This is a genomic window from Salinicoccus halitifaciens (assembly GCF_021026095.1).
Classification (GTDB): domain Bacteria; phylum Bacillota; class Bacilli; order Staphylococcales; family Salinicoccaceae; genus Lacicoccus; species Lacicoccus halitifaciens.
On sequence record NZ_JAJNCU010000001.1, the window covers coordinates 683560 to 702724 of the forward strand.

At 50.7% G+C, this 19165-nt stretch carries 16 protein-coding genes and 1 pseudogene; 2 read left to right on the plus strand and 15 right to left on the minus strand.

Translation table 11 applies throughout. From position 1 onward, the window contains the following. Nucleotides 1–57: 57 nt before the first annotated feature. From sdhB to zapA, 9 genes are all read right to left on the minus strand, one after another. Nucleotides 58–825, minus strand: a complete 768-nt coding sequence (gene sdhB / locus LPW40_RS03460; RefSeq protein WP_230820826.1) for a succinate dehydrogenase iron-sulfur subunit — start codon at nucleotides 823–825, stop codon at nucleotides 58–60. Continuing rightward, entirely contained in the window at nucleotides 825–2594 is a 1770-nt protein-coding gene (gene sdhA / locus LPW40_RS03465; protein WP_230820827.1) for a succinate dehydrogenase flavoprotein subunit, read from the minus strand. Before sdhA ends, sdhB begins: the two co-directional genes overlap by 1 nt. Nucleotides 2595–2611: 17 nt before the next feature. Beyond that, nucleotides 2612–3223 (minus strand): succinate dehydrogenase cytochrome b558 subunit, encoded by a 612-nt coding sequence (locus LPW40_RS03470; protein WP_230820828.1) that lies wholly within the window; start codon nucleotides 3221–3223, stop codon nucleotides 2612–2614. A gap of 136 nt (nucleotides 3224–3359) precedes the next feature. Further along, entirely contained in the window at nucleotides 3360–5126 is a 1767-nt protein-coding gene (gene uvrC / locus LPW40_RS03475) for an excinuclease ABC subunit UvrC (protein WP_230820829.1), read from the minus strand. Between the two features lie 60 nt (nucleotides 5127–5186). Then, nucleotides 5187–5501, minus strand: coding sequence for a thioredoxin (gene trxA, locus LPW40_RS03480; RefSeq protein WP_097039168.1), 315 nt, complete (start codon nucleotides 5499–5501; stop codon nucleotides 5187–5189). 181 nt (nucleotides 5502–5682) lie between these two features. Further along, complete coding sequence (locus LPW40_RS03485) at nucleotides 5683–8013, minus strand: endonuclease MutS2 (protein WP_230820830.1); 2331 nt, start codon at nucleotides 8011–8013, stop codon at nucleotides 5683–5685. A gap of 10 nt (nucleotides 8014–8023) precedes the next feature. Beyond that, entirely contained in the window at nucleotides 8024–9718 is a 1695-nt protein-coding gene (gene polX / locus LPW40_RS03490) for a DNA polymerase/3'-5' exonuclease PolX (protein WP_230820831.1), read from the minus strand. A 28-nt stretch (nucleotides 9719–9746) separates the two neighbouring features. Then, complete coding sequence (locus LPW40_RS03495; protein WP_230820832.1) at nucleotides 9747–10280, minus strand: CvpA family protein; 534 nt, start codon at nucleotides 10278–10280, stop codon at nucleotides 9747–9749. Beyond that, on the minus strand, nucleotides 10277–10552 hold the full coding sequence (gene zapA, locus LPW40_RS03500) for a cell division protein ZapA (RefSeq protein ID WP_097039178.1): 276 nt from the start codon (nucleotides 10550–10552) through the stop codon (nucleotides 10277–10279). The genes LPW40_RS03495 and zapA overlap by 4 nt, the downstream gene beginning before the upstream one ends. 119 nt (nucleotides 10553–10671) lie before the next feature. Between zapA and rnhC the strand changes: the two genes are divergently transcribed. Beyond that, nucleotides 10672–11343, plus strand: coding sequence for a ribonuclease HIII (rnhC, locus tag LPW40_RS03505; protein WP_230820833.1), 672 nt, complete (start codon nucleotides 10672–10674; stop codon nucleotides 11341–11343). 279 nt (nucleotides 11344–11622) lie between these two features. Here the strand turns inward: rnhC and pheT are convergent, their stop codons facing one another. The 6 genes and pseudogenes from pheT to LPW40_RS03535 form a co-directional block, all read right to left on the minus strand. Continuing rightward, nucleotides 11623–14025, minus strand: a complete 2403-nt coding sequence (pheT, locus tag LPW40_RS03510) for a phenylalanine--tRNA ligase subunit beta (RefSeq protein WP_230820834.1) — start codon at nucleotides 14023–14025, stop codon at nucleotides 11623–11625. After that, nucleotides 14012–15016, minus strand: a pseudogene (gene pheS, locus LPW40_RS03515) (phenylalanine--tRNA ligase subunit alpha); the annotation flags it as partial. The gene pheT and the pseudogene pheS, both read right to left, overlap by 14 nt. A 375-nt stretch (nucleotides 15017–15391) precedes the next feature. Beyond that, on the minus strand, nucleotides 15392–15637 hold the full coding sequence (locus LPW40_RS03520; protein ID WP_230820835.1) for a DNA polymerase V family protein: 246 nt from the start codon (nucleotides 15635–15637) through the stop codon (nucleotides 15392–15394). Nucleotides 15638–15675: 38 nt separating this feature from the next. Further along, on the minus strand, nucleotides 15676–15909 hold the full coding sequence (locus LPW40_RS03525; RefSeq protein ID WP_230820836.1) for a hypothetical protein: 234 nt from the start codon (nucleotides 15907–15909) through the stop codon (nucleotides 15676–15678). 132 nt (nucleotides 15910–16041) lie between these two features. Then, nucleotides 16042–16785 carry a TrmH family RNA methyltransferase gene (locus LPW40_RS03530; protein ID WP_230820837.1) on the minus strand — a complete coding sequence of 248 codons (744 nt, stop codon included), beginning with the start codon at nucleotides 16783–16785 and terminating at the stop codon, nucleotides 16042–16044. Continuing rightward, entirely contained in the window at nucleotides 16779–17849 is a 1071-nt protein-coding gene (locus LPW40_RS03535) for a M42 family metallopeptidase (RefSeq protein ID WP_230820838.1), read from the minus strand. The genes LPW40_RS03530 and LPW40_RS03535 overlap by 7 nt, the downstream gene beginning before the upstream one ends. A 147-nt stretch (nucleotides 17850–17996) precedes the next feature. On the opposite strand from LPW40_RS03535, the gene LPW40_RS03540 reads away from it, so the two are divergent. Further along, nucleotides 17997–19073, plus strand: coding sequence for an NAD(P)H-dependent flavin oxidoreductase (locus LPW40_RS03540; RefSeq protein WP_230820839.1), 1077 nt, complete (start codon nucleotides 17997–17999; stop codon nucleotides 19071–19073). The last annotated feature ends 92 nt before the right edge of the window (nucleotides 19074–19165 follow it).

The following is a 19165-nucleotide window of genomic DNA, read 5'->3' on the forward strand; positions in this document are numbered from 1 at the left end:
ATATCTTAAATGGGCACAAAAAAATAGGAAGAGCTGTACGCTCTTCCTAAAATATGATCAATCGACCTGGTGGTCACTTCCGAAGAATGATTTGAATGCATGGAAAGTCGTCTCTCTCTGCATCGCTGCGATAGAAGTGGTCAAAGGAATGCCCTGCGGACAAGCTTTAACACAGTTTTGTGCCATGCCGCACTCGGAAACTCCGCCGACACCCATCAGGGCTTCGAGGCGTTCGTGTTTGTTCATGCTGCCTGTCGGATGCAGGTTGAACAGTCTGACCTGGGAAATCGGTGCAGCACCGATGAACTTGGAACGGTCGTTGACGTTCGGGCAGACTTCCAGACATACGCCGCATGTCATGCATTTTGACAGTTCATAGGCTGTCTGGCGCTTTTTCTCAGGCATCCTCGGACCCGGTCCAAGATCGTAAGTACCATCGATCGGAACCCATGCCTGAACGCGCTTCAGGCTGTCGAACATGAATGAACGGTCGATCTGCAAGTCTTTTACGATCGGGAATGTGGACATCGGTTCAAGTTTGATCGGCTGCTCGTACTGGTCGATCAGTGCAGTACAGGATTGTCTCGCCGTACCGTTGATCACCATTGAACACGCACCGCACACCTCTTCGAGGCAGCTCATGTCCCATGTCACCGGTGTCGTTTTATCGCCTTTGGCATTGACAGGGTTCCTCTGGATTTCCATCAAAGCACTGATCACGTTCATATTCTCGCGGTACGGTACTTCGAAATCTTCCCAGTACGGGCTTGATTCAGGATTCTCCTGCCTTTTTATGGATAATCTTATCGTTTTATTTTCAGCCATTATTTTTTGGCACCTCCAGTTGATTTTGAAGTATAGTCACGTTTACGAGGCGGGATCAGGCTGACGTCAACATCTTCATATTCAAATCTTGGTGCTTCGAAGTCCCCCTGGAAGTAGGCTTTTGTCGTCTTAAGCCATTCTTCGTCGTTACGTTCAGGGAAATCCGGTTTGAAGTGTGCACCGCGTGACTCGTTACGGTTGAGTGCCCCGATCGTGATCACACGCGCAAGCACAAGCATGTTCCAAAGCTGTCTTGTAAAGAACGCTGCCTGGTTGCTCCACTTCCTTGTATCGTTGAGGTTGATGTTTTTATAACGTTCCATCAACTCGACGATCTTTTTATCTGTCGCTTCAAGTTGGTCGTTATAACGTACAACAGTGACGTTGTCGGTCATGAGCTCACCCAGTTCCTTATGGATGACATAGGCGTTCTCTTCACCGTCCATGTTCAGGATGTTTTCGAATCTTTCCACTTCAGCCTGTTTCGCTTTCTCGTAAATCGATTCGTCAAGATCTTCGTATGAGGTCTCGAGACCTTTGACATAGTCGATCGCTTTCGGACCTGCAACCATGCCGCCGTAGATTGCGGACAACAGTGAGTTCGCACCGAGGCGGTTTGCGCCGTGCTGTGAGTAATCACACTCGCCTGCTGCAAACAAGCCCGGGATATTGGTCATCTGGTCGTAATCCACGTACAGCCCGCCCATTGAATAATGCACGGCCGGGAAAATCTTCATAGGCACTTTACGCGGATCGTCTCCGGTGAACTTCTCGTAAATTTCGATGATGCCGCCGAGCTTGATGTCAAGCTCTTTTGGATCTTTATGTGACAGGTCGAGGTAGACCATGTTTTCGCCGTTGATGCCGAGTTTCTGGTTGACACAGACGTCGAAGATTTCCCTTGTCGCGATATCGCGGGGTACAAGGTTACCGTAGTCCGGGTATTTCTCTTCAAGGAAATACCAGGGCTTGCCGTCTTTGTACGTCCAGATCCTTCCGCCTTCACCACGCGCAGATTCACTCATCAGGCGCAGCTTATCGTCGCCGGGGATCGCCGTCGGGTGGATTTGGATGAATTCACCGTTCGCATAGATTGCACCCTGCTGATAAACGATGGAAGCGGCCGAACCTGTATTGATCATGGAGTTCGTTGATTTTCCGAAAATGATTCCCGGTCCGCCTGTCGCCATGATGACAGCATCCGATTTGAATGTTTCGATTTCGCCGCTGTCGATTTTCTGGGCGGAAACCCCGCGTGATTTGCCTTCATCATCAAGGACGATGCCGAGGAATTCCCAGCCTTCATATTTCGTGACCAGGCCGTCCACTTCGTACCTCCGCACCTGCTCATCCAGTGCGTAAAGCAGCTGCTGGCCGGTCGTGGCGCCGGCAAATGCCGTCCTGTGGTAAAGTGTTCCGCCGAAACGTCTGAAGTCCAGCAGGCCTTCAGGCGTCCTGTTGAATGTAACACCCATCCGGTCAAGCAGGTGGATGATTTCCGGCGCAGCGTCTGTCATTGCCTGTACAGGCGGCTGGTTTGCCAGGAAGTCTCCGCCGTATACCGTGTCGTCAAAATGTATGGCAGTCGAATCGCCCTCACCTTTTGTGTTCACTGCGCCGTTTATACCGCCCTGGGCACATACAGAGTGAGATCGTTTCACAGGTACAATTGAAAACAAATCAACTTCAGCACCTGTTTCTGCCGCTTTAATCGTCGCCATAAGGCCGGCGAGACCGCCGCCAACGACGATGATTTTATTGTTCGCCATGTTTTACACTCCTCTAATTAAATAAACGCTAATATTGCCTGGATGCCGATGACGCTCACTATCACGAATACAATCAGTGACACATAACCCATGATTCTCTGGGATTTGTCGGATTGGGTGATGCCCCACGTGATCATGAAGGTCCATAAACCGTTTGCAAAATGGTATACGGTCGCAAGGATACCCACGATATAGAACACGAGCCACCACGGATTCTCGACGATATCCGCCACCAGATCGAAGTCCAGATCCACACCCATGAACACCTGCACCCTCGTCTGATACACGTGGATCGCTATGAATATGAAGGATAAGACTCCCGTCACCCTTTGCAGCACGAAGTTGATGTTACGGTAAGTATTTGGAAAACCGTATCTGTACTGGGCTGTAAAAGCTATGTAAATACCATAAATTCCATGGAATAATATCGGGATGTAAATCACAAAAATCTCCAGGAATATGACAAATGGTAAGTTGCCCATGAACCCCGCCGCTTGGTTGAATGCTTCCTCACCCCTTGTTGCAAAGTGGTTAACCACCAGGTGTTGTACTAAAAACACACCCAGAGGAATAACACCAAGCAACGAGTGGATCCTGCGTATTAAAAAACTTGAATCTTGTTTCGACACTTGAATTCCCCCCTAACTCTACTATCATTACATTTTCACAATCTCTATTTTACGCTTATGGATAGTAGAAATCAAGGCACTTTGAAGGGATATCGTCAATGTTATTAAAAGATTGTGAAAATTTAATCGTGGTTGGTCACTTAATACTCTCTATAATGTGCTCCGCCACTTTTTTCGGGATGCCGATTTCAGTGAAGTCATCGACTTCTTTTTCTTTCATCCGTTTGATCGAACCGAAATGCTTCAGCAGTTTCTGCTTCCTTTTCGGCCCCACACCCTCTATACCATCGAGCACCGACATGGACTGTGATTTGCTCCGCAGATTCCTGTGGAAACTGATCGCAAACCGGTGCACTTCATCCTGTATGCGCTGCAGAAGATAAAAGCTTTGTGAATTTTTCTTGAGCGGCACGATTTCGGCATTCTCCCCGAACAGAAGCTCAGCCGTCTGGTGTTTGTCGTTCTTTGCCAGGCCGGCAACCGGGATGTCGAGCGACATCTCATCAAGCAGCACCGACTTCACCGTGTTCATGTGGCCGATGCCGCCATCCACGATGATGAGGTTCGGGAGCGGGAGCCCCTCTTTCAGCACCCTTGTATATCTTCTCCTGACCGCCTCTGCCATGGATGCATAATCATCAATGTTGTCGACGGTCCTGATTTTGAACTTCCTGTAGTCCTTCTTGCTCGGTTTGCCGTCGACGAAAGAGACCATGACGCTGACGGGGTCGACGCCCTGGATGTTGGAGTTGTCGAATGCCTCTATGCGTATCGGCGTCTCGATATCCAGCGCTTCGCCGAGTGCTTCGATCGCTTTGACCGTCCTTCTCTCATCACGCTCGATGATGTCGAATTTATTTTCGACGGCAATACGTGCATTTTTATTGGCAAGGTCCACCATCTCTTTTTTGGCGCCCCGCACCGGCTGCAGGATTTTCGTATCGACGATCTCCGAGATAATGTCTTTATCGAACTCTTTCGGCAGGTGGACTTCCTTCGGCAGGAGATTCGATTTCAGGTCGTAGAACTGGACGATGAAACGGTAGAACTCTTCCTCCACATCGTCATTGATCGGGAACAGTTCCGCCTTCTTCTCTATCAGGTTGCCGTTCCTGATGAGGAGGACGGAGACCGACATCCAGCCCTTCGATACGCTGTAACCGAACACATCACGCGCCGTCATGTCCGCCGTCATCATCTTCTGCTTCATCATCGTATTTTCTATATGCCCCATAAGGTCGCGGTATTCCTTCGCTTTCTCGAACTCGAGCGCTTCGGCTGCTGTTTCCATCTTGGACTTCAAATCGTCCATGATTTCATCGGTTTCGCCGTTCAGAAAGCGCGTGATCCCTCTTTTCATCTCTTCATACTGCTCCTGCTCCACATTGAAGACACACGGGCCGAGGCACTGCCCGATATGATAATACAGGCACAGTTTGTCCGGCATCGTGTTGCATTTCCTGAGCGGATAGATGCGGTCGAGCAGCTTCTTCGTCTCATAGGCACTGTAGGCGTTCGGATACGGCCCGAAATAAGTGCCGGTGGACGGCTTGACCGTCCTTGTGACAAGGAGGCGCGGATGTTTTTCCTTCGTGATCTTTATGAACGGGTAGCTCTTATCATCTTTTAACAGAATGTTGTATCTCGGATAGTGCTTCTTGATGAGGTTCAGCTCAAGGAGCAGGGACTCCACTTCCGTCGAGGTCACGATGAAGTCGAAGTCCGTGATCTCCCGTACGAGGCGCATCGTCTTTTCATCGTGCGCACCTGTAAAATAAGATCTTACACGGTTACGCAGGTTTTTTGATTTGCCGACGTAGAGGATTTCCCCGTATTTGTCCTTCATCAGATAGCAGCCCGGTTCAGCCGGCAGCACCGAGAGTTTCAATTTTAATTCTGACATACTCATCCCTCTTTAAACTTATCTGTACAAAAAAACCGCCAATATTGGCGGTTCAGATTATTAAGCGTGTTTTTCAATCAATGCAACCAACTGTTCTTTCGGCTGGAAACCGACGACTTTATCGACAGGCTCGCCATCTTTGAAAAGAATCAGAGTTGGAATGCTCATAACTTCATATTCACTTGCAGTGGCACCGTTGGCATCCACATCGAGCTTAGCGATGTCTGCTTTGCCTTCAACCTCAACTGCAACTTCTTCAAGTACTGGAGCAATCATTTTACATGGTCCACACCAAGTTGCCCAGAAGTCCACTAATGTTACACCGTTAGCAACTTCGTCTTTAAAATTCTGATCGTTCACATCATATAATGCCATGTTCATATACCTCCATTAATTCCAATTTATAAATTGATTATAACGTATTGTCCTTCACTCCACAATTGAATTGCTTAAGCAAAAAACAATAAATAGATTATTCCAGCAATAAACATCACTATGCCCACTGCGATCAGCACCTTTGCCAATTTCAGCATATCAAAGTTATCCAAACCGTCACCTACTTCATTTCAACTATCGTCACACCGAAACCGCCCTCATTCGGGTGCCCCATTCTGTAGGACTTCACTTTCGGATGCTGTTTCAAGTGCTGCTGCACACCTTTCTGGAGTGCGCCCGTGCCCTTGCCGTGGATGATCTCGACCTGGCTGTAGCTGCTTAGGAGCACCTGGTCCAGATAACGGTCGAGCTCCATCATCGCTTCTTCATAACGCTTGCCCCTGAGGTCGAGGCTGCTTTTCACGACTGACTTGCCAGTCCTTCTCGCAACCGGGCGGGTGATTTTCTCTTTTTTCCGTTTCTTCAGTTCCTTGAGCGGAATGTTCATCTTCAGGATGCCCATCTGGACGATCGCTTCATCTTTTTCGATCGAAAGTATTTCACCTTTCTGACCGTATGACAGCACGTCGACGCTGTCACCCGGCTCGAAATTCTCGGTCTTTTCATTCTCGACCTGCTGCTTCAGCGATTCCTGATGGTAGCTGTCCCGCAGACCTTTCCGCTTTTCGATGATTTCATGCTCTTCTAAGTTTCTTGCACCGTCCGCCTTCATCTTATTGAGGTCATCGATGATCTCTTCCGCCTTCATCTCACTCTGCCTGATGAGCCTGTTCGCTTCATGGCGGGCTTCCTTGAAGAGTTTCTCCTTATGCTCCTGATACTGCTCGTACTGCACCTTCAGTTCGTTCTGCAGTTTCTTAGCATCCTCAAGCAGCTTTTCCGTCTCCTCTTCATGTTCACGTGCACTCGTCGTATGGTTTTCAAGCGCAGTGATCATATCGTTGACATCTTTTGAATCCGATTTGACGAGCTCTTTCGCCCTTTCTATGATGGACGGGGACAGCCCGAGCTTATTGGAGATCTCGAATGCATTGGAACGCCCCGGTATACCCATCAGAAGCCGGTATGTCGGGGAGAGTGTATTGACATCGAACTCCACACTCGCGTTGACGACATCTTCCCGGGTGTAGCTGAATGATTTGATCTGCGGATAATGTGTCGTCGCAATCAGTGTCGAGCGCTTTGCGAGCAGATCTTCAATGATTCCGATCGCAAGTGCCGCACCCTCTTCCGGGTCCGTCCCGGCCCCGACCTCATCCAGCAGTACGAGCGTCTCATCGTCTGCATTGTCGATGATCACCTTCGTATTCGTCAGGTGGCTCGAGAATGTGGAAAGCGACTGTTCGATCGACTGTTCATCCCCGATATCACTGTAGATCTTCTTGAAGACCGGCAATATGCTGCCGTCCCTTGCCGGGACCGGGATGCCGGACTGGGCCATCAGCTGGGTCAGCCCGATCGTCTTCAGTGTGACCGTCTTACCGCCCGTATTCGGTCCGGTGATGATGACGGCCTGTGTCTCTTCATCCACGATGATGTCGTTTTTGACGACCTCTTCGCTGTCGATCAGCGGATGGAACGATGCCGGAAGATAGATTCTCCGGGTATCACTGATTTCAGGTTTCGTCGCTCCGATGCTCATGCCGTATTTGGCTTTCGCAAAGACCATATCCAGATGATGCAGGCTATCGTCCGTCATCGTCAGTTCGTCTGCAACTTCTGCGGTCCTTGCACTCAAATCGTACAGTATCCTTTCTATTTCAAGTGCTTCCTCGTCCCTCAGGCTCTGGATGCGGTTCGTCATCTGTACCACTGCCATCGGTTCCATATATACCGTCTGCCCGCTCTGGGACATATCATGGACGATGCCGTTGAATTCGGAGCGGTGCTCCACTTTGACCGGGACGACATAGCGGTTGTTCCGCATCGTGATGATGCCGTCGCTCAGTTTCCGCTGCTGACTGCCCCGGATCAAATCGTTCAGCTTCTCCCGGATCTTCCCTTCTTCGGAATTGATCCTTCTGCGTATCCTGAGCAGATTGTCCGAGGCGTGATCCAGTACATCGGTCTCATCCACGGTGCCTGCAATCTTCTTATACAAGTGATGTATGTCGGGCAGATCCAAAATGTAGTGGGAAATCCGGCCGACCTCCACTTCATCACTTTCGAACTCTTCGAATAATTTATTCAGACCCTGCTTTCTGAAAAGCATGCCTTTTATTGCGTTGAAGTCACTGATCGATAACATGCTGCCGATGACCGCCCTGTTGACATGCCCCTTGATGTCCGTGACGCCGGCCATTTCAACGTTGCGGTAGCGGAGGATGGTGGATGCATCATCCACTTCGGCGATCATGGTGCGCACGGCGTTTATATCATTGGAGACAAGGCTGTGGTTGATCGCCTGCTTCGTCTTTTCACTCACGGCATGATTCTGCATCTGTGAGAGTATCTTATCGAACTCGAGTGTCCTGAATGTTCTTTCGTTCATATTAAAACCTCTATTTTTGCTTATTTATAAATTCCCGGAATTCCTCCCGCGTCATCGTGTTGATCACCTGATCCTTGCGTATGAGCCCTTTTTGGAGTGTGGCCACGCCGTACTTCATGAACTCCAGATGATCGGTATGGTGGGCGTCCGTATTCACCGACAGCATGACATCCTTATGCCGGATCGCCTCCGCGCTGAGGTCGAGCCGCATCGGGTTCGCATTGACTTCAAGCGCCGTGCCGGTCTCGGCGGCAAGGCTGATGAGCCTGTCCATATCGACGGGATAGCCTTCACGCCTCCCGATCAGTCTGCCTGTCGGATGCGCAATATGGCGCACATACGGATTGCGGCAGGCGGATTCAAGCCTGTGCATGATTTCTTCCTCCGTCTGCTGGAAGCTGGAATGGATCGCGGCAATGACATAGTCCAGTTCTTTTAATATCTCATCCGGATAATCCAGTGTGCCGTCCTTCAATATGTCCATCTCTGTGCCTGAATACACATCGATCTCATCGTACTCCTCATTGATTGCCCTGATTTCCTCAAGCTGTGCCATCAGACGCTTCTCATCCAGTCCGTTGGCGACCCTGAGGCTTTTGGAGTGGTCGGTGATGACGATGTAGCCGTAACCTTTTTCGATGCAGGCCTCGACCATCTCGCGTATGGAGAATGCACCGTCGCTGTACACGGTGTGCATATGGATATCGCCTTTGATGTCCTCCAGCGTCACGATGTCACCGACATCGAGTTCGGTCTCTTCACCCGTCTCGCGCATTGCGGGCGGGATGTACTCCAGCCCGAAGTGGCTGTAGAAGTCTGCCTCGGAATCGAAGGTGACCGTCTCGCCGTCCTTTTCGACCCCGTACTCGCTGATTTTCTCATCACGCTTTTTTGCGATCTGGCGCATCTTGACGTTATGCTCCTTGGAGCCGGTGAAATGGTGCAGCGTGGAGTAATATTCTGCTTCAGTCACGAAACGGAAGTCGACGTTGATTTCCTGAAGGTCGTCCTCGATGATGATCGAAAGTTTTTTATCTCCAGAGACAACGGTTTCCTTGACGAAATCCGCCTGGGTGATCTCCTCGGTGAATGCCTGCGGATCTTTGGAGATCACGATGTAGTCGATGTCCCGGCTCGTCTCCTTCATGCGGCGTGCACTTCCCGCCACATCGAACCTCTCAACATGATCGCTTCCGGATAAATGGCTTTCAATGATCTCCCTGAATTTGAGTATCTGGTTGATCGCATACCTCTCAGGACGGACCAATATGTCGTCGATCGCCTTGCTGATGTTCTCCTCCGTCTTCTTGCCGAATCCAGAAAGCGCGCTGATTTCCCCGTTTTCGCACGCATTCTTCAGCCCTTCCAATGTATCGATGCCGAGCTCTTTGTAGATCTTCGCGATCTTCTTCGGGCCGAGCGATGGAATCTTCGTCATCTTTACGAGACCTGCCGGCACACTTTCCTGAAGTTCTTTGAAAACCGTCGATTCGCCGTTCTCCACATACTCAACGATCACCTCGTTCACACCTTTGCCGATGCCCTTGATATCCAGAAATTTATCGATTTCTGAAAGGGATCTCGGGTCGGTCTCCAGTGACTGTGCCGCTTTTCTGTAGGCCGACACCTTGAACGGGTTCTCAAGCGAGAGTTCCATATATGTTGCGATGTTCTCAAGTAATCTGATGATATCTTTTTTCGTCATAATTTCCTCCAAAAAAAGAGCCATATCACTATGACTCGATTTGTAACCACTCCATGAACCTGTCGGAGAGGATGAATGTATGCTCCAGTATGAAATTTGCCAATCCCGAATCTTCAATAGGCGTTTGGATAAAGTCTAAAGGAATCAATGCCAGCATGAATAATACCACGGCTAAAATATAAATCATCTCGATCAGTCCGAGGACGGCACCGGCCACTTCCCCGACGATATTGAATACAGGAATCTGCTGAAAATAATCGAATGCGCTGACGACCAGCTGAATCAGTATTTTGGCGACTATGAATATCATGAAGAACGCTGACATGTCATAGTATGCATATTCTGCATTGGCAATGGATGGGAATATCGGATTCGACAGCGTCTCCGTCGTCGATGGATACGGCAGTATCAAATCCAGACGGGCAGCGAGAGTTTCGTAGTTCAGTGCGGCAATGATGATTGCGGCAAGCGTCCCCATAAGATGGAAGAACTGCAATATCAAACCTCTGCGGTACCCGACAATCATTCCGATTATAAGTAAAATTAAAAGAATTAAAGTCATACGTCTCTTCCTTGATCAGATTGATGTTCGGACTGCTCTTTCAAGAGCGCCTCATACTTGTGCTGCAGCTTCACGTAGTCGTCCATTACATTCACTGCCGTTAAAACTGCTTTCCTCGTCGTATCCAGGCCCGCACTCTTTGAGCCTATTTCACGCATTTTCTGGTCGACGAGATGTGCGACATGCCGGATATGTTCAGGTTCGTCCCTGCCGATGATCGTATACTGCTGATCGTAGATATCGACATATATACGGTTCCTGTATTCAGTCATGGCGTCTCCGCCTCCTTTATCCAAACTGTTTACAATTATGTTATCATTAATTTATTATACTTATCGGGAATGGATTTCACAAGTAAAGTAATTAGAAAAGGGAAAAGGGAATTTGATATATGAACTATGATGAATATAACACCATCGGCAGTGATGAAGCGGGCGTCGGCGATTATTTCGGACCGATGACCGTTTGCGCTGCATACGTGCCAAAAGACAAGATTGCCCTGCTGAAGGAACTCGGCGTGAAAGACTCGAAGAACCTCTCCAACAATACGGTGATTAAAATCGCCGGCGACCTGATCCATACGGTCACCTATTCGCTTGTTGTACTGGACAATCCATCCTACAACAAAAAGATAGATGAAGGATGGAACATCGTGAAGCTGAAGGCGGTGCTCCATGACCACTGCATCAGGAACGTCCATGACAAGCTGGATGAAGATGAACGCGGCAACATCGAGAAGATCGTCATCGACCAGTTCACGACACTGAATGCCTACAACAAATATGTGCCGGATCCGTTCATGATAGAGAAAATCCACCAGGAGACGAAAGCCGAAAGCAAATCCCTCGCCGTCGCCGCAGCAAGCATCATTGCACGGGCAAAGTACCTAGAACAGATGGCGAACCTCGATAAGACACTGAAAGATAAAGTGCCACGGGGTGCAAGCAAGCAGGTCGACGCCTTCGCTGCACGGCTTGCCAAAAAGCATGGGATGGATTACGTCGACAGCCTCACGAAGAAGCACTTCAAGACACGCGAGAAGGTGCAGGCGCTGCTGAAATAGCCGGCGGACCATGTGGATGGGCAGGGTGTTCGATTAAGTCGGTGTAAACTTCAAGGATAATCGAATAAACGCCGATAAATCGATTAAGTCCTGAATATCTCAAAAGATAATCGAAATTGAGCGGCATATTCGATTAAGTGTGCCGGGAACCAGTAAGATAATCGAAAACAGCCCTGAAAATCGATTAAATCCGTAAAAAACGCAAAGATAATCGGGACCATCAAAAAATTCACAAACAAAAAGCTGCAGGAGACATTCAAATCTCCTGCAGCTTTTTTATTATCCTCTCAATACGAATCCTTTATCTTTCAGCGCTTCGAGCACCGGCTGATGGATTTCCTCAACCGCTTCATCGGTCAGCGTCTCTTCCTTGTTCAGGTAAGTGAGGCGGATCGCGACGGATTTCTTATCCGATTCTATGTTCTCTCCTTCATAGACGTCGAACACATAGACATCGATCAGATATTTCTCAGCAGCATTCTCGATGATATCGACGAGTGTGCCCGCAGTAACATCCCTGTCCGCGACAAGTGCGATGTCCCTTGTGACCGACGGGTACTTCGGCAGCACTTCGTATTCAATGGTGCCGGACTTCACGGCAAGCAGTGCGTCGAGATCCACTTCGAATACGATCGTCTGATCCAGATCATGGTCCCTTTCATATTTCGGATGCAGCTCGCCGACGAATCCGATATATTTTCCGCCGAGCGTGATATCCGCCGTACGTCCAGGATGCATCTCCGCATATCCTTCCGACGGCACATAATGGATATCATCAGTCAGCCCGAGTTTTTCGAACACGCTGTCGAGTATGCCTTTTGCCGCATAGAAATCGGCGGGCACATGGCTGCCAAGCCAATCCGTATTGTTCATCCTGCCTGTCAGGATGCCCGCAAGCTTCTCGACTTCCTCAGGCTGTACATCCTGCCCTTTGGAAATAAAGATCCTGCCCACTTCGAACAGCTGGACGTCTTTTTGCTGGCGGCTGGTGTTGTACACCACATTGTCCACAAGGTGAGGCACCAGACTGTTTCTGAGCACCGCACGATCCTCACTCATCGGCATCATCAGGCGCAATGCTTCCTTGCGGTCCGTGAACTGTGAAGCCTTCTCCTCGCTCGTCAGCGCATAGTTGATGGACTGCGACAGACCGAGGGATTCGAGCTGATGGCGTATGATGCGGTGCTTCTCCTGTGCATCCGTCAGCCTGCCCGGTGTGATCGTCTCAAATTTCGGGAGTGAGGACGGCAGTGCATCATAGCCGTATATTCTTGCCACTTCCTCAGTGATGTCTTCCGGGATCTGGAGGTCGTCCCGGCGTGACGGTACATGGATTTCAAGATCGTCACCGCTCACGATGGTCTCCAGGCCGAGTTTTGACAATGTCTCTTCGATTTCAGACGTCTCAAGGTGCATGCCGAGCCTGTTGTTGATGAAGTCCCTTGACGTTTTGATGATTGAATCACTTGTATCGAGTGCCCCGTCGGAATTATATCCAATCTGCACTTTGCCCCCTGCATATTTTTCAAGCAGGTATGCCGCACGTTCCAATGCCGGGAGGACGAATTCATGGGAGACGCCCTTTTCAAAACGGCTGCTCGCTTCACTCCGCAGATCCAGCCTGCCGCTCGTCTTCCGGATGGAGACCGGATTGAACACTGCCGACTCGATGATGACGTTCGTCGTCTCGTCCGTCACTTCGGAGAAATCGCCGCCCATAACACCTGCAAGCGCGACCGGCTCTTTGCCGTTGGTGATGACGATGTCGCTGCCCTTGAGCGTGCGCTCTTTACCATCGAGCGTCGTCATCTTCTCGCCCTCTTCAGCAAACCGCGTCACGATCTCCTTCGAACCGAGCTGGTCATAATCGAACATATGAAGCGGCTGGCCGTATTCAAGCATCACATAGTTCGAAATGTCGACGACGTTGTTGATCGGACGGATACCCGCTTTGATCAGGCGGATCTGCATCCATGTCGGTGCAGGTTTTATTTCCACGTCTTTCACGACCCGGAGGGCGTAGTAAGGGACCGCTTCACTGTCCTCATTGCGTACGGTGACGTCCACTGCCTCTCCTGTCTCGGTGAGGTCCGTTGAAGGATGCGTCACTTCCCCGCCATACAGCGCCTTCGTCTCGTAGGCCGCCCCGATGATTGATAGTGCATCCTTCCGGTTCGGTGTGAGGTCGAACTCCATCACCGCATCATCGAGATAGACTGCAGGCAGTGCCGGTGCACCGGCTTCCTGATCCTCACTGAAAATGAAGATGCCATCCTGATATTCCTTCGGCACATAATCGGTTGGTATGCCGATCTCATCAAGTGAGCATATCATCCCTTCCGAGACTTCCCCGCGCAGCTTCGCCTTTTTGATCTTGATGCCGCCCGGCAGCCTTCCGCCGACCTGGCAGACGATCACGTACGTATCGGCTGCAACGTTATCTGCACCGCAGACGATCTGCTTCACTTCATCCCCGGTATTCACCCGGCACAGGTTCAGCTTATCCGCATCCGGATGCTGCTTCACTTCCTCGACATGGCCGATGACGAGGTTTTTGATGTCCGACGTATAGTCGATGATGTCATCCACCTCGATGCCGCCGCGCGTGATGCGTTCCGATAATTCATATACGTCCGCTTCCACATCTATATACTCGCTTAACCACTCTTTAGATACTTTCAACGTTTTCACCTCCGTCTTCCGTCTGTTTGAATTGATTGATGAACCTTAAATCGTTTGTATACAGGTGGCGTATATCCTCGATGCCGTAGCGCAGCATCGCCACCCTGTCAGGACCCATGCCGAATGCAAAACCGCTGTATTCATCCGGGTCATACCCTGCCATCCTGAGGACATTCGGGTGCACCATGCCCGCACCGAGTATTTCTATCCAGCCGGACTGCTTGCATACGTTGCATCCCGCACCTTTGCATTTGAAGCAGGAGATGTCGACTTCCACACTCGGTTCGGTGAACGGGAAGAAACTCGGGCGCAGTCGGATTTCACGCTCCGTGCCGAAGATCTCCTTGGCAAACAGCTCGAGCGTGCCTTTCAGGTCGCTCATATGGATATTCTTATCGACGACCAGTCCCTCGATCTGTGTGAACTGGTGGCTGTGTGTCGCGTCATCACTGTCACGGCGGTACACCTTGCCCGGACAGATGATCTTCACCGCTTCTTTGCCTTTACGGTCTTCAAGCACACGGGCCTGCACCGGTGAGGTGTGCGTCCTGAGCAGGAGCTCCTCCGATATGTAGAATGTATCCTGCATATCACGCGCCGGGTGGGATTTCGGCAGATTCAGCGCCTCAAAGTTGTAGTAGTCCGTCTCCACTTCATAGCCTTCCTGTATCTCATAGCCGAGGCCGATGAAGAAGTCTTCGATGTCCTCGATGATCCGAGAGATCGGATGCTGGGAGCCGATGTTGAACTTTCTGCCCGGCAGGGTCACATCGATCGTTTCATTCTTCAATCTCTCTTCAAGTGCCGCCGCCTCGATTTCCGCACTCTTCTCCTCGATCGATGCCTCTATGTTCCGGCGCAGTTCATTGACCTTCTGGCCATAGGCCGGACGTTCCTCATTCGAAAGATTCTTCATCTCCTTCATCAGGCCGGTCACTCTGCCTTTTTTACCAAGATACTGGACTTTGAGGTCCTGGAGGCTTCTTGCATCTTCAACTGTCTCAAGCGACACGTCGAATTCATCCTGAATATGTGTCATTTGTGATGTATCCATTTTTCCACTCCTTTAAAATAAAAAAACCCGCCCTTGAAATATCAAGGACGGGATTCCGCGGTACCACCTATTTTTCTGCATGGCTAAATACAGACACTTCAAAAGATAAGGGTTTTACCCGTCACTTCATCCGTCAGGTGAACCTGATCCCATTTACCGCACGGTCTTCCAGTCGTGTACCGTGCTCCCTGGAGGTAAATGACGGGATCATTTATTCCTGTCTTCATGTGAAGCCTGCATTTTCATTTATAGAATCATTATAAGTCAAAAAATTAAAAAATCAAGCTTCCGCGAAATTTTAAAAGGCTGAGGCTACTGGGCATCTTCCGCTTCTTCCTCATCCTGTCCCTCGGCAGTTTCATCTGCAGCGCCTTCATCAATATCCTGGGATTCTTCGCCTGTTTCATTATCCGCTTCATCCTGATCGCTTGTGCCATGATCCATATCTTCTGCATCTTCGCCGAGTTCTTCGTCTTCCCCGATGTTCGGCTCATCCTCGCCACACGCACCGAGCACCAATACAGAGGCCAGACCGCCGGCCAGTAAAAACTTTTTCATCATAATCCTCCTAAATGGTTGTTGTCATCATACAGGTACTATTCCGATTCTGCTTCATCCACATCCGACTCTTCGCCCAGGCTCTCCTGGCGGTCGGAACTGTCGTCTTCAGACTCTTCTTCACCGTTATCCGCATCGATCGCCGTGCCGTCCTGTTCCACTTCCTGATCCGTGTCCACGGCGTCATCGCTCATTTCGGGTTCTTCCTCCCCGCCGCATGCGCCGAGCATCAGGATTGATGCCAGGCCGCCGGCCAAAAGATACTTCTTCATAGTCACCCTCCTCAATGATCATAAATAACTGCTGTTAACATCTGTTTACCCCAACTGCAGGCATATTATTTATACAACCCGGTATTTATAAAAATGAAGACCCCATGACCGTGAAGTCATGCCGCCCCGGGGTCATTTCTGCGCTTTGAAATGGTGCATGAGGATGCCGCCTGCGATCGCCACGTTCAGACTTTCCGAACGGCCCGGCATATGGATCTTCACCTTGCGGTCGACGAGGTCCAGCACTTCCTCACTCACACCCCGGCCTTCGTTGCCGAGGACGATGAGCAGCGGGTCCTGTTGCACAACATCGTCCAGGTAGTCCGCCTGTGCGAGGCTCGTGCCGATGGAGAGCCCCTGGAAATTTTCGATGACGGGTTTGATATCAGCGACTTCTATGCTCACGTGGAATGTGCTGCCCTGTGTGCTGCGGAGCACTTTATCGCTGAAAGGGTCCACCGTACCCGGGGACGCCACCACCCGGTCGAACCCGAAAGCATCCGCCGTGCGGATCAGGCTGCCGAGGTTGCCCGGGTCCTGCACATCATCCAGCACAAGGACTTTATTCCCCGACGCTTCAGGCGCGGCATAAGAGACCGCCGCCATGATGCCCTGGGGCGTTTCAAGCTGGGATAACGTCTTCATCACCGGAGAACTTACAAGGATCACTTCAAAACGCGAAGCATCGAAAGTGAAGCTGTAATCCTCGAGCGCGATGATATAATGGATCACCTGGTCGGATCCGACCGCCTCCTCCACCATATGTTCCCCGTCGATTAAAAACATGCCCGTCCTGCTGCGTGCTTTCTTCTTATGCAGCTTACGCAGCTCTTTGATGCGCGGGTTGTCCTTTGAAGTGATGACCTCTCTTACCAAATGATGTTCTCCACCGCTTCGTCATCCAGCGACTTGACGATCGCCGTGATGAGTTTGACCGCATTGTTCACGTCTTCCTTATGCAGGATGGAGACGTTGGAGTGCATATACCTCAAAGGCACGCCGATGTTCACGGAAGGCACACCTTCATTTGCGACATGGAAGCCGCCCGAGTCCGTACCGCCGCCCGGCACCGCCTGGAACTGGAACGGGATGCCGTTTTCCTCTGCAACTTTCTGGATATGGCGGCGGAAGCCGACATGGCCGATATTGGATGCATCCATCAGGACGATCAGCGGGCCGTCGCCGAGCTTGCCCTGTCCGTTTTCCGGTTTCATGCCCGGCGTGTCCCATGCGATGCCGACGTCGACAGAAATCGCGAGGTCCGGCTTCACCGTATTCGCTGAAGTCTTCGCACCGCGCAGCCCCACTTCCTCCTGGACGGTCGCACCGCTCACAACGTCGATGCCGAGATCTTCGCCTTCAAGGTTCTGGAGCACTTCAACGGCAACGACACAGCCCATGCGGTTATCCCAAGCTTTCGCAAGAAGGTAGTTCTTGTTCGCCATCTCCGTGAATTCCATATGCGGTGTGATCTGGTCACCCGGCTTCACGCCTGCCTTCAGCGCCTCCTCCTTATCCGCAACACCGATATCGATGAACATGTTTTTGATTTCAACCGGCTTCTTGCGCTCTTCCGGTGAGAGTGCATGCGGCGGTTTTGAACCGATGACGCCTGTGAGGATCCCGTCGTCGGTGATGACGTTCATGCGCTGTGAGAGCATGACCTGGTTCCACCAGCCGCCGATCGGTGTGAATTTGATGAAGCCGTTATCGTCGATCTCGGTCACCATGAAGCCGATCTCGTCCAGATGGCCGCCGATCAGGATCGTTTTATTGCCTGAGGACTTGCGTCTGCCGTAGATGCTGCCGAGGTTGTCTGTCACAATCTCATCGCTCACCGGCTCGAGGTACTCTTTCATGAGCCTTTTCACATCATATTCGAACCCCGAAATGCCGTGGGCATCCGTCAAACTTTTCATCAATGTCAGTTGTTTATCCATTATGAGTCTCCTTTATCTTGTATTCCCCACCATTTTATCATAACCATTTCAATAGTCGAAATAATAATATCGCTTTCAAAATGCCGGCAACGTGGTAATATTGAAGTGCATTATTACATTTGCAACCCTAATGAAGAGGTGGTATATATGTGGCATCAGACGGAAGTGACTCAGATCCTCAATATCCGGTATCCGATCATCCAGGCACCGATGGCCGGCTCGACCACGCCTGAACTCGTCGCGGCGGTCTCCAACCAGGGCGGGCTCGGCAGCATCGGCGCAGGCTACTACACCCCGGAAACACTGCGTCGGGACATCGAAGACACGCAGGCGCTCACCGATAAGCCGTTTGCGGTGAATCTCTTCGTCCCCGAATACAATGAAGTGACGTTTACACAGATTGAACATATGAAGGAAATACTCGCACCCTACCATGAAGCACTCGGCATCACCCCGGATGACCCGGCCGTCTCAAGGGATGATACGTTCCTCCGCCTAATCGACATCATCATTGAATCGAATGTGAAGATATGCAGCTTCACTTTCGGCATACCGGATACCGAAGTGATCAAAAAGCTTAAACAGGCCGGTATGACACTCATCGGCTGCGCCACCACCGTGGAAGAAGCCGTGATCAATGCCCAGGCCGGCATGGACATGGTCGTCGTCCAGGGCTTTGAAGCGGGCGCTCACAGGGGGTCATTTTTGAAGAACCCCCTCCACTCCACCGTCGGGACGATGGCGCTCGTCCCCCAGGCGACGGATGCGGTGGATATACCGGTGATTGCCGCTGGCGGCATCATGGACGGCCGCGGCATCTATGCAAGCCTCATCCTCGGCGCCGATGCCGCACAGCTCGGCACGGCGTTCCTCACGACAAAAGAAAGCGCCGCCCCGGACATCCATAAGAATGTCATACTCGCCGCCGAAGAAGCGGATACCGTATTGACCACCGTTTTCAGCGGTAAATATGCAAGGGGCATCAGAAATGACTTCATCGAAGATATATCAGTATATGAAGATGACATTCTGCCCTACCCGTTCCAAAACCAAATGACGAAAAGGATGCGGAGCGAGGCGGCGAAGGCCGGGAGGAGCGACCTGCTGCACCTCTGGAGCGGCCAGGGCGTGAGGCTTGCCCGTGACGGGGAGGCTGCGGAACTTTTCCGGGAGCTTGTTGAGGAAGTGAATAAAATTGCAGGCAATGAAAGTTATCATAAGTGAAACCACGCGATAATATGATAATGTTGTGCTTCCTTAATGAGAGGGATTTTATAGTATTAAAAAGGATTAACTATCATCAGTTTTTTCATTTT

What these genes read in the sequence shown, in the direction of transcription:
- sdhB (WP_230820826.1), bottom strand. Translation starts at nt 825, where the DNA reads ATGGCTGAAAATAAAACGATAAGATTATCCATAAAAAGGCAGGAGAAT.
- sdhA (WP_230820827.1), bottom strand. Translation starts at nt 2,594, where the DNA reads ATGGCGAACAATAAAATCATCGTCGTTGGCGGCGGTCTCGCCGGCCTT.
- uvrC (WP_230820829.1), bottom strand. Translation starts at nt 5,126, where the DNA reads ATGTCAGAATTAAAATTGAAACTCTCGGTGCTGCCGGCTGAACCGGGC.
- trxA (WP_097039168.1), bottom strand. Translation starts at nt 5,501, where the DNA reads ATGGCATTATATGATGTGAACGATCAGAATTTTAAAGACGAAGTTGCT.
- LPW40_RS03485 (WP_230820830.1), bottom strand. Translation starts at nt 8,013, where the DNA reads ATGAACGAAAGAACATTCAGGACACTCGAGTTCGATAAGATACTCTCA.
- polX (WP_230820831.1), bottom strand. Translation starts at nt 9,718, where the DNA reads ATGACGAAAAAAGATATCATCAGATTACTTGAGAACATCGCAACATAT.
- LPW40_RS03495 (WP_230820832.1), bottom strand. Translation starts at nt 10,280, where the DNA reads ATGACTTTAATTCTTTTAATTTTACTTATAATCGGAATGATTGTCGGG.
- zapA (WP_097039178.1), bottom strand. Translation starts at nt 10,552, where the DNA reads ATGACTGAATACAGGAACCGTATATATGTCGATATCTACGATCAGCAG.
- rnhC (WP_230820833.1), top strand. Translation starts at nt 10,672, where the DNA reads ATGAACTATGATGAATATAACACCATCGGCAGTGATGAAGCGGGCGTC.
- LPW40_RS03520 (WP_230820835.1), bottom strand. Translation starts at nt 15,637, where the DNA reads ATGAAAAAGTTTTTACTGGCCGGCGGTCTGGCCTCTGTATTGGTGCTC.
- LPW40_RS03525 (WP_230820836.1), bottom strand. Translation starts at nt 15,909, where the DNA reads ATGAAGAAGTATCTTTTGGCCGGCGGCCTGGCATCAATCCTGATGCTC.
- LPW40_RS03535 (WP_230820838.1), bottom strand. Translation starts at nt 17,849, where the DNA reads ATGGATAAACAACTGACATTGATGAAAAGTTTGACGGATGCCCACGGC.
- LPW40_RS03540 (WP_230820839.1), top strand. Translation starts at nt 17,997, where the DNA reads ATGTGGCATCAGACGGAAGTGACTCAGATCCTCAATATCCGGTATCCG.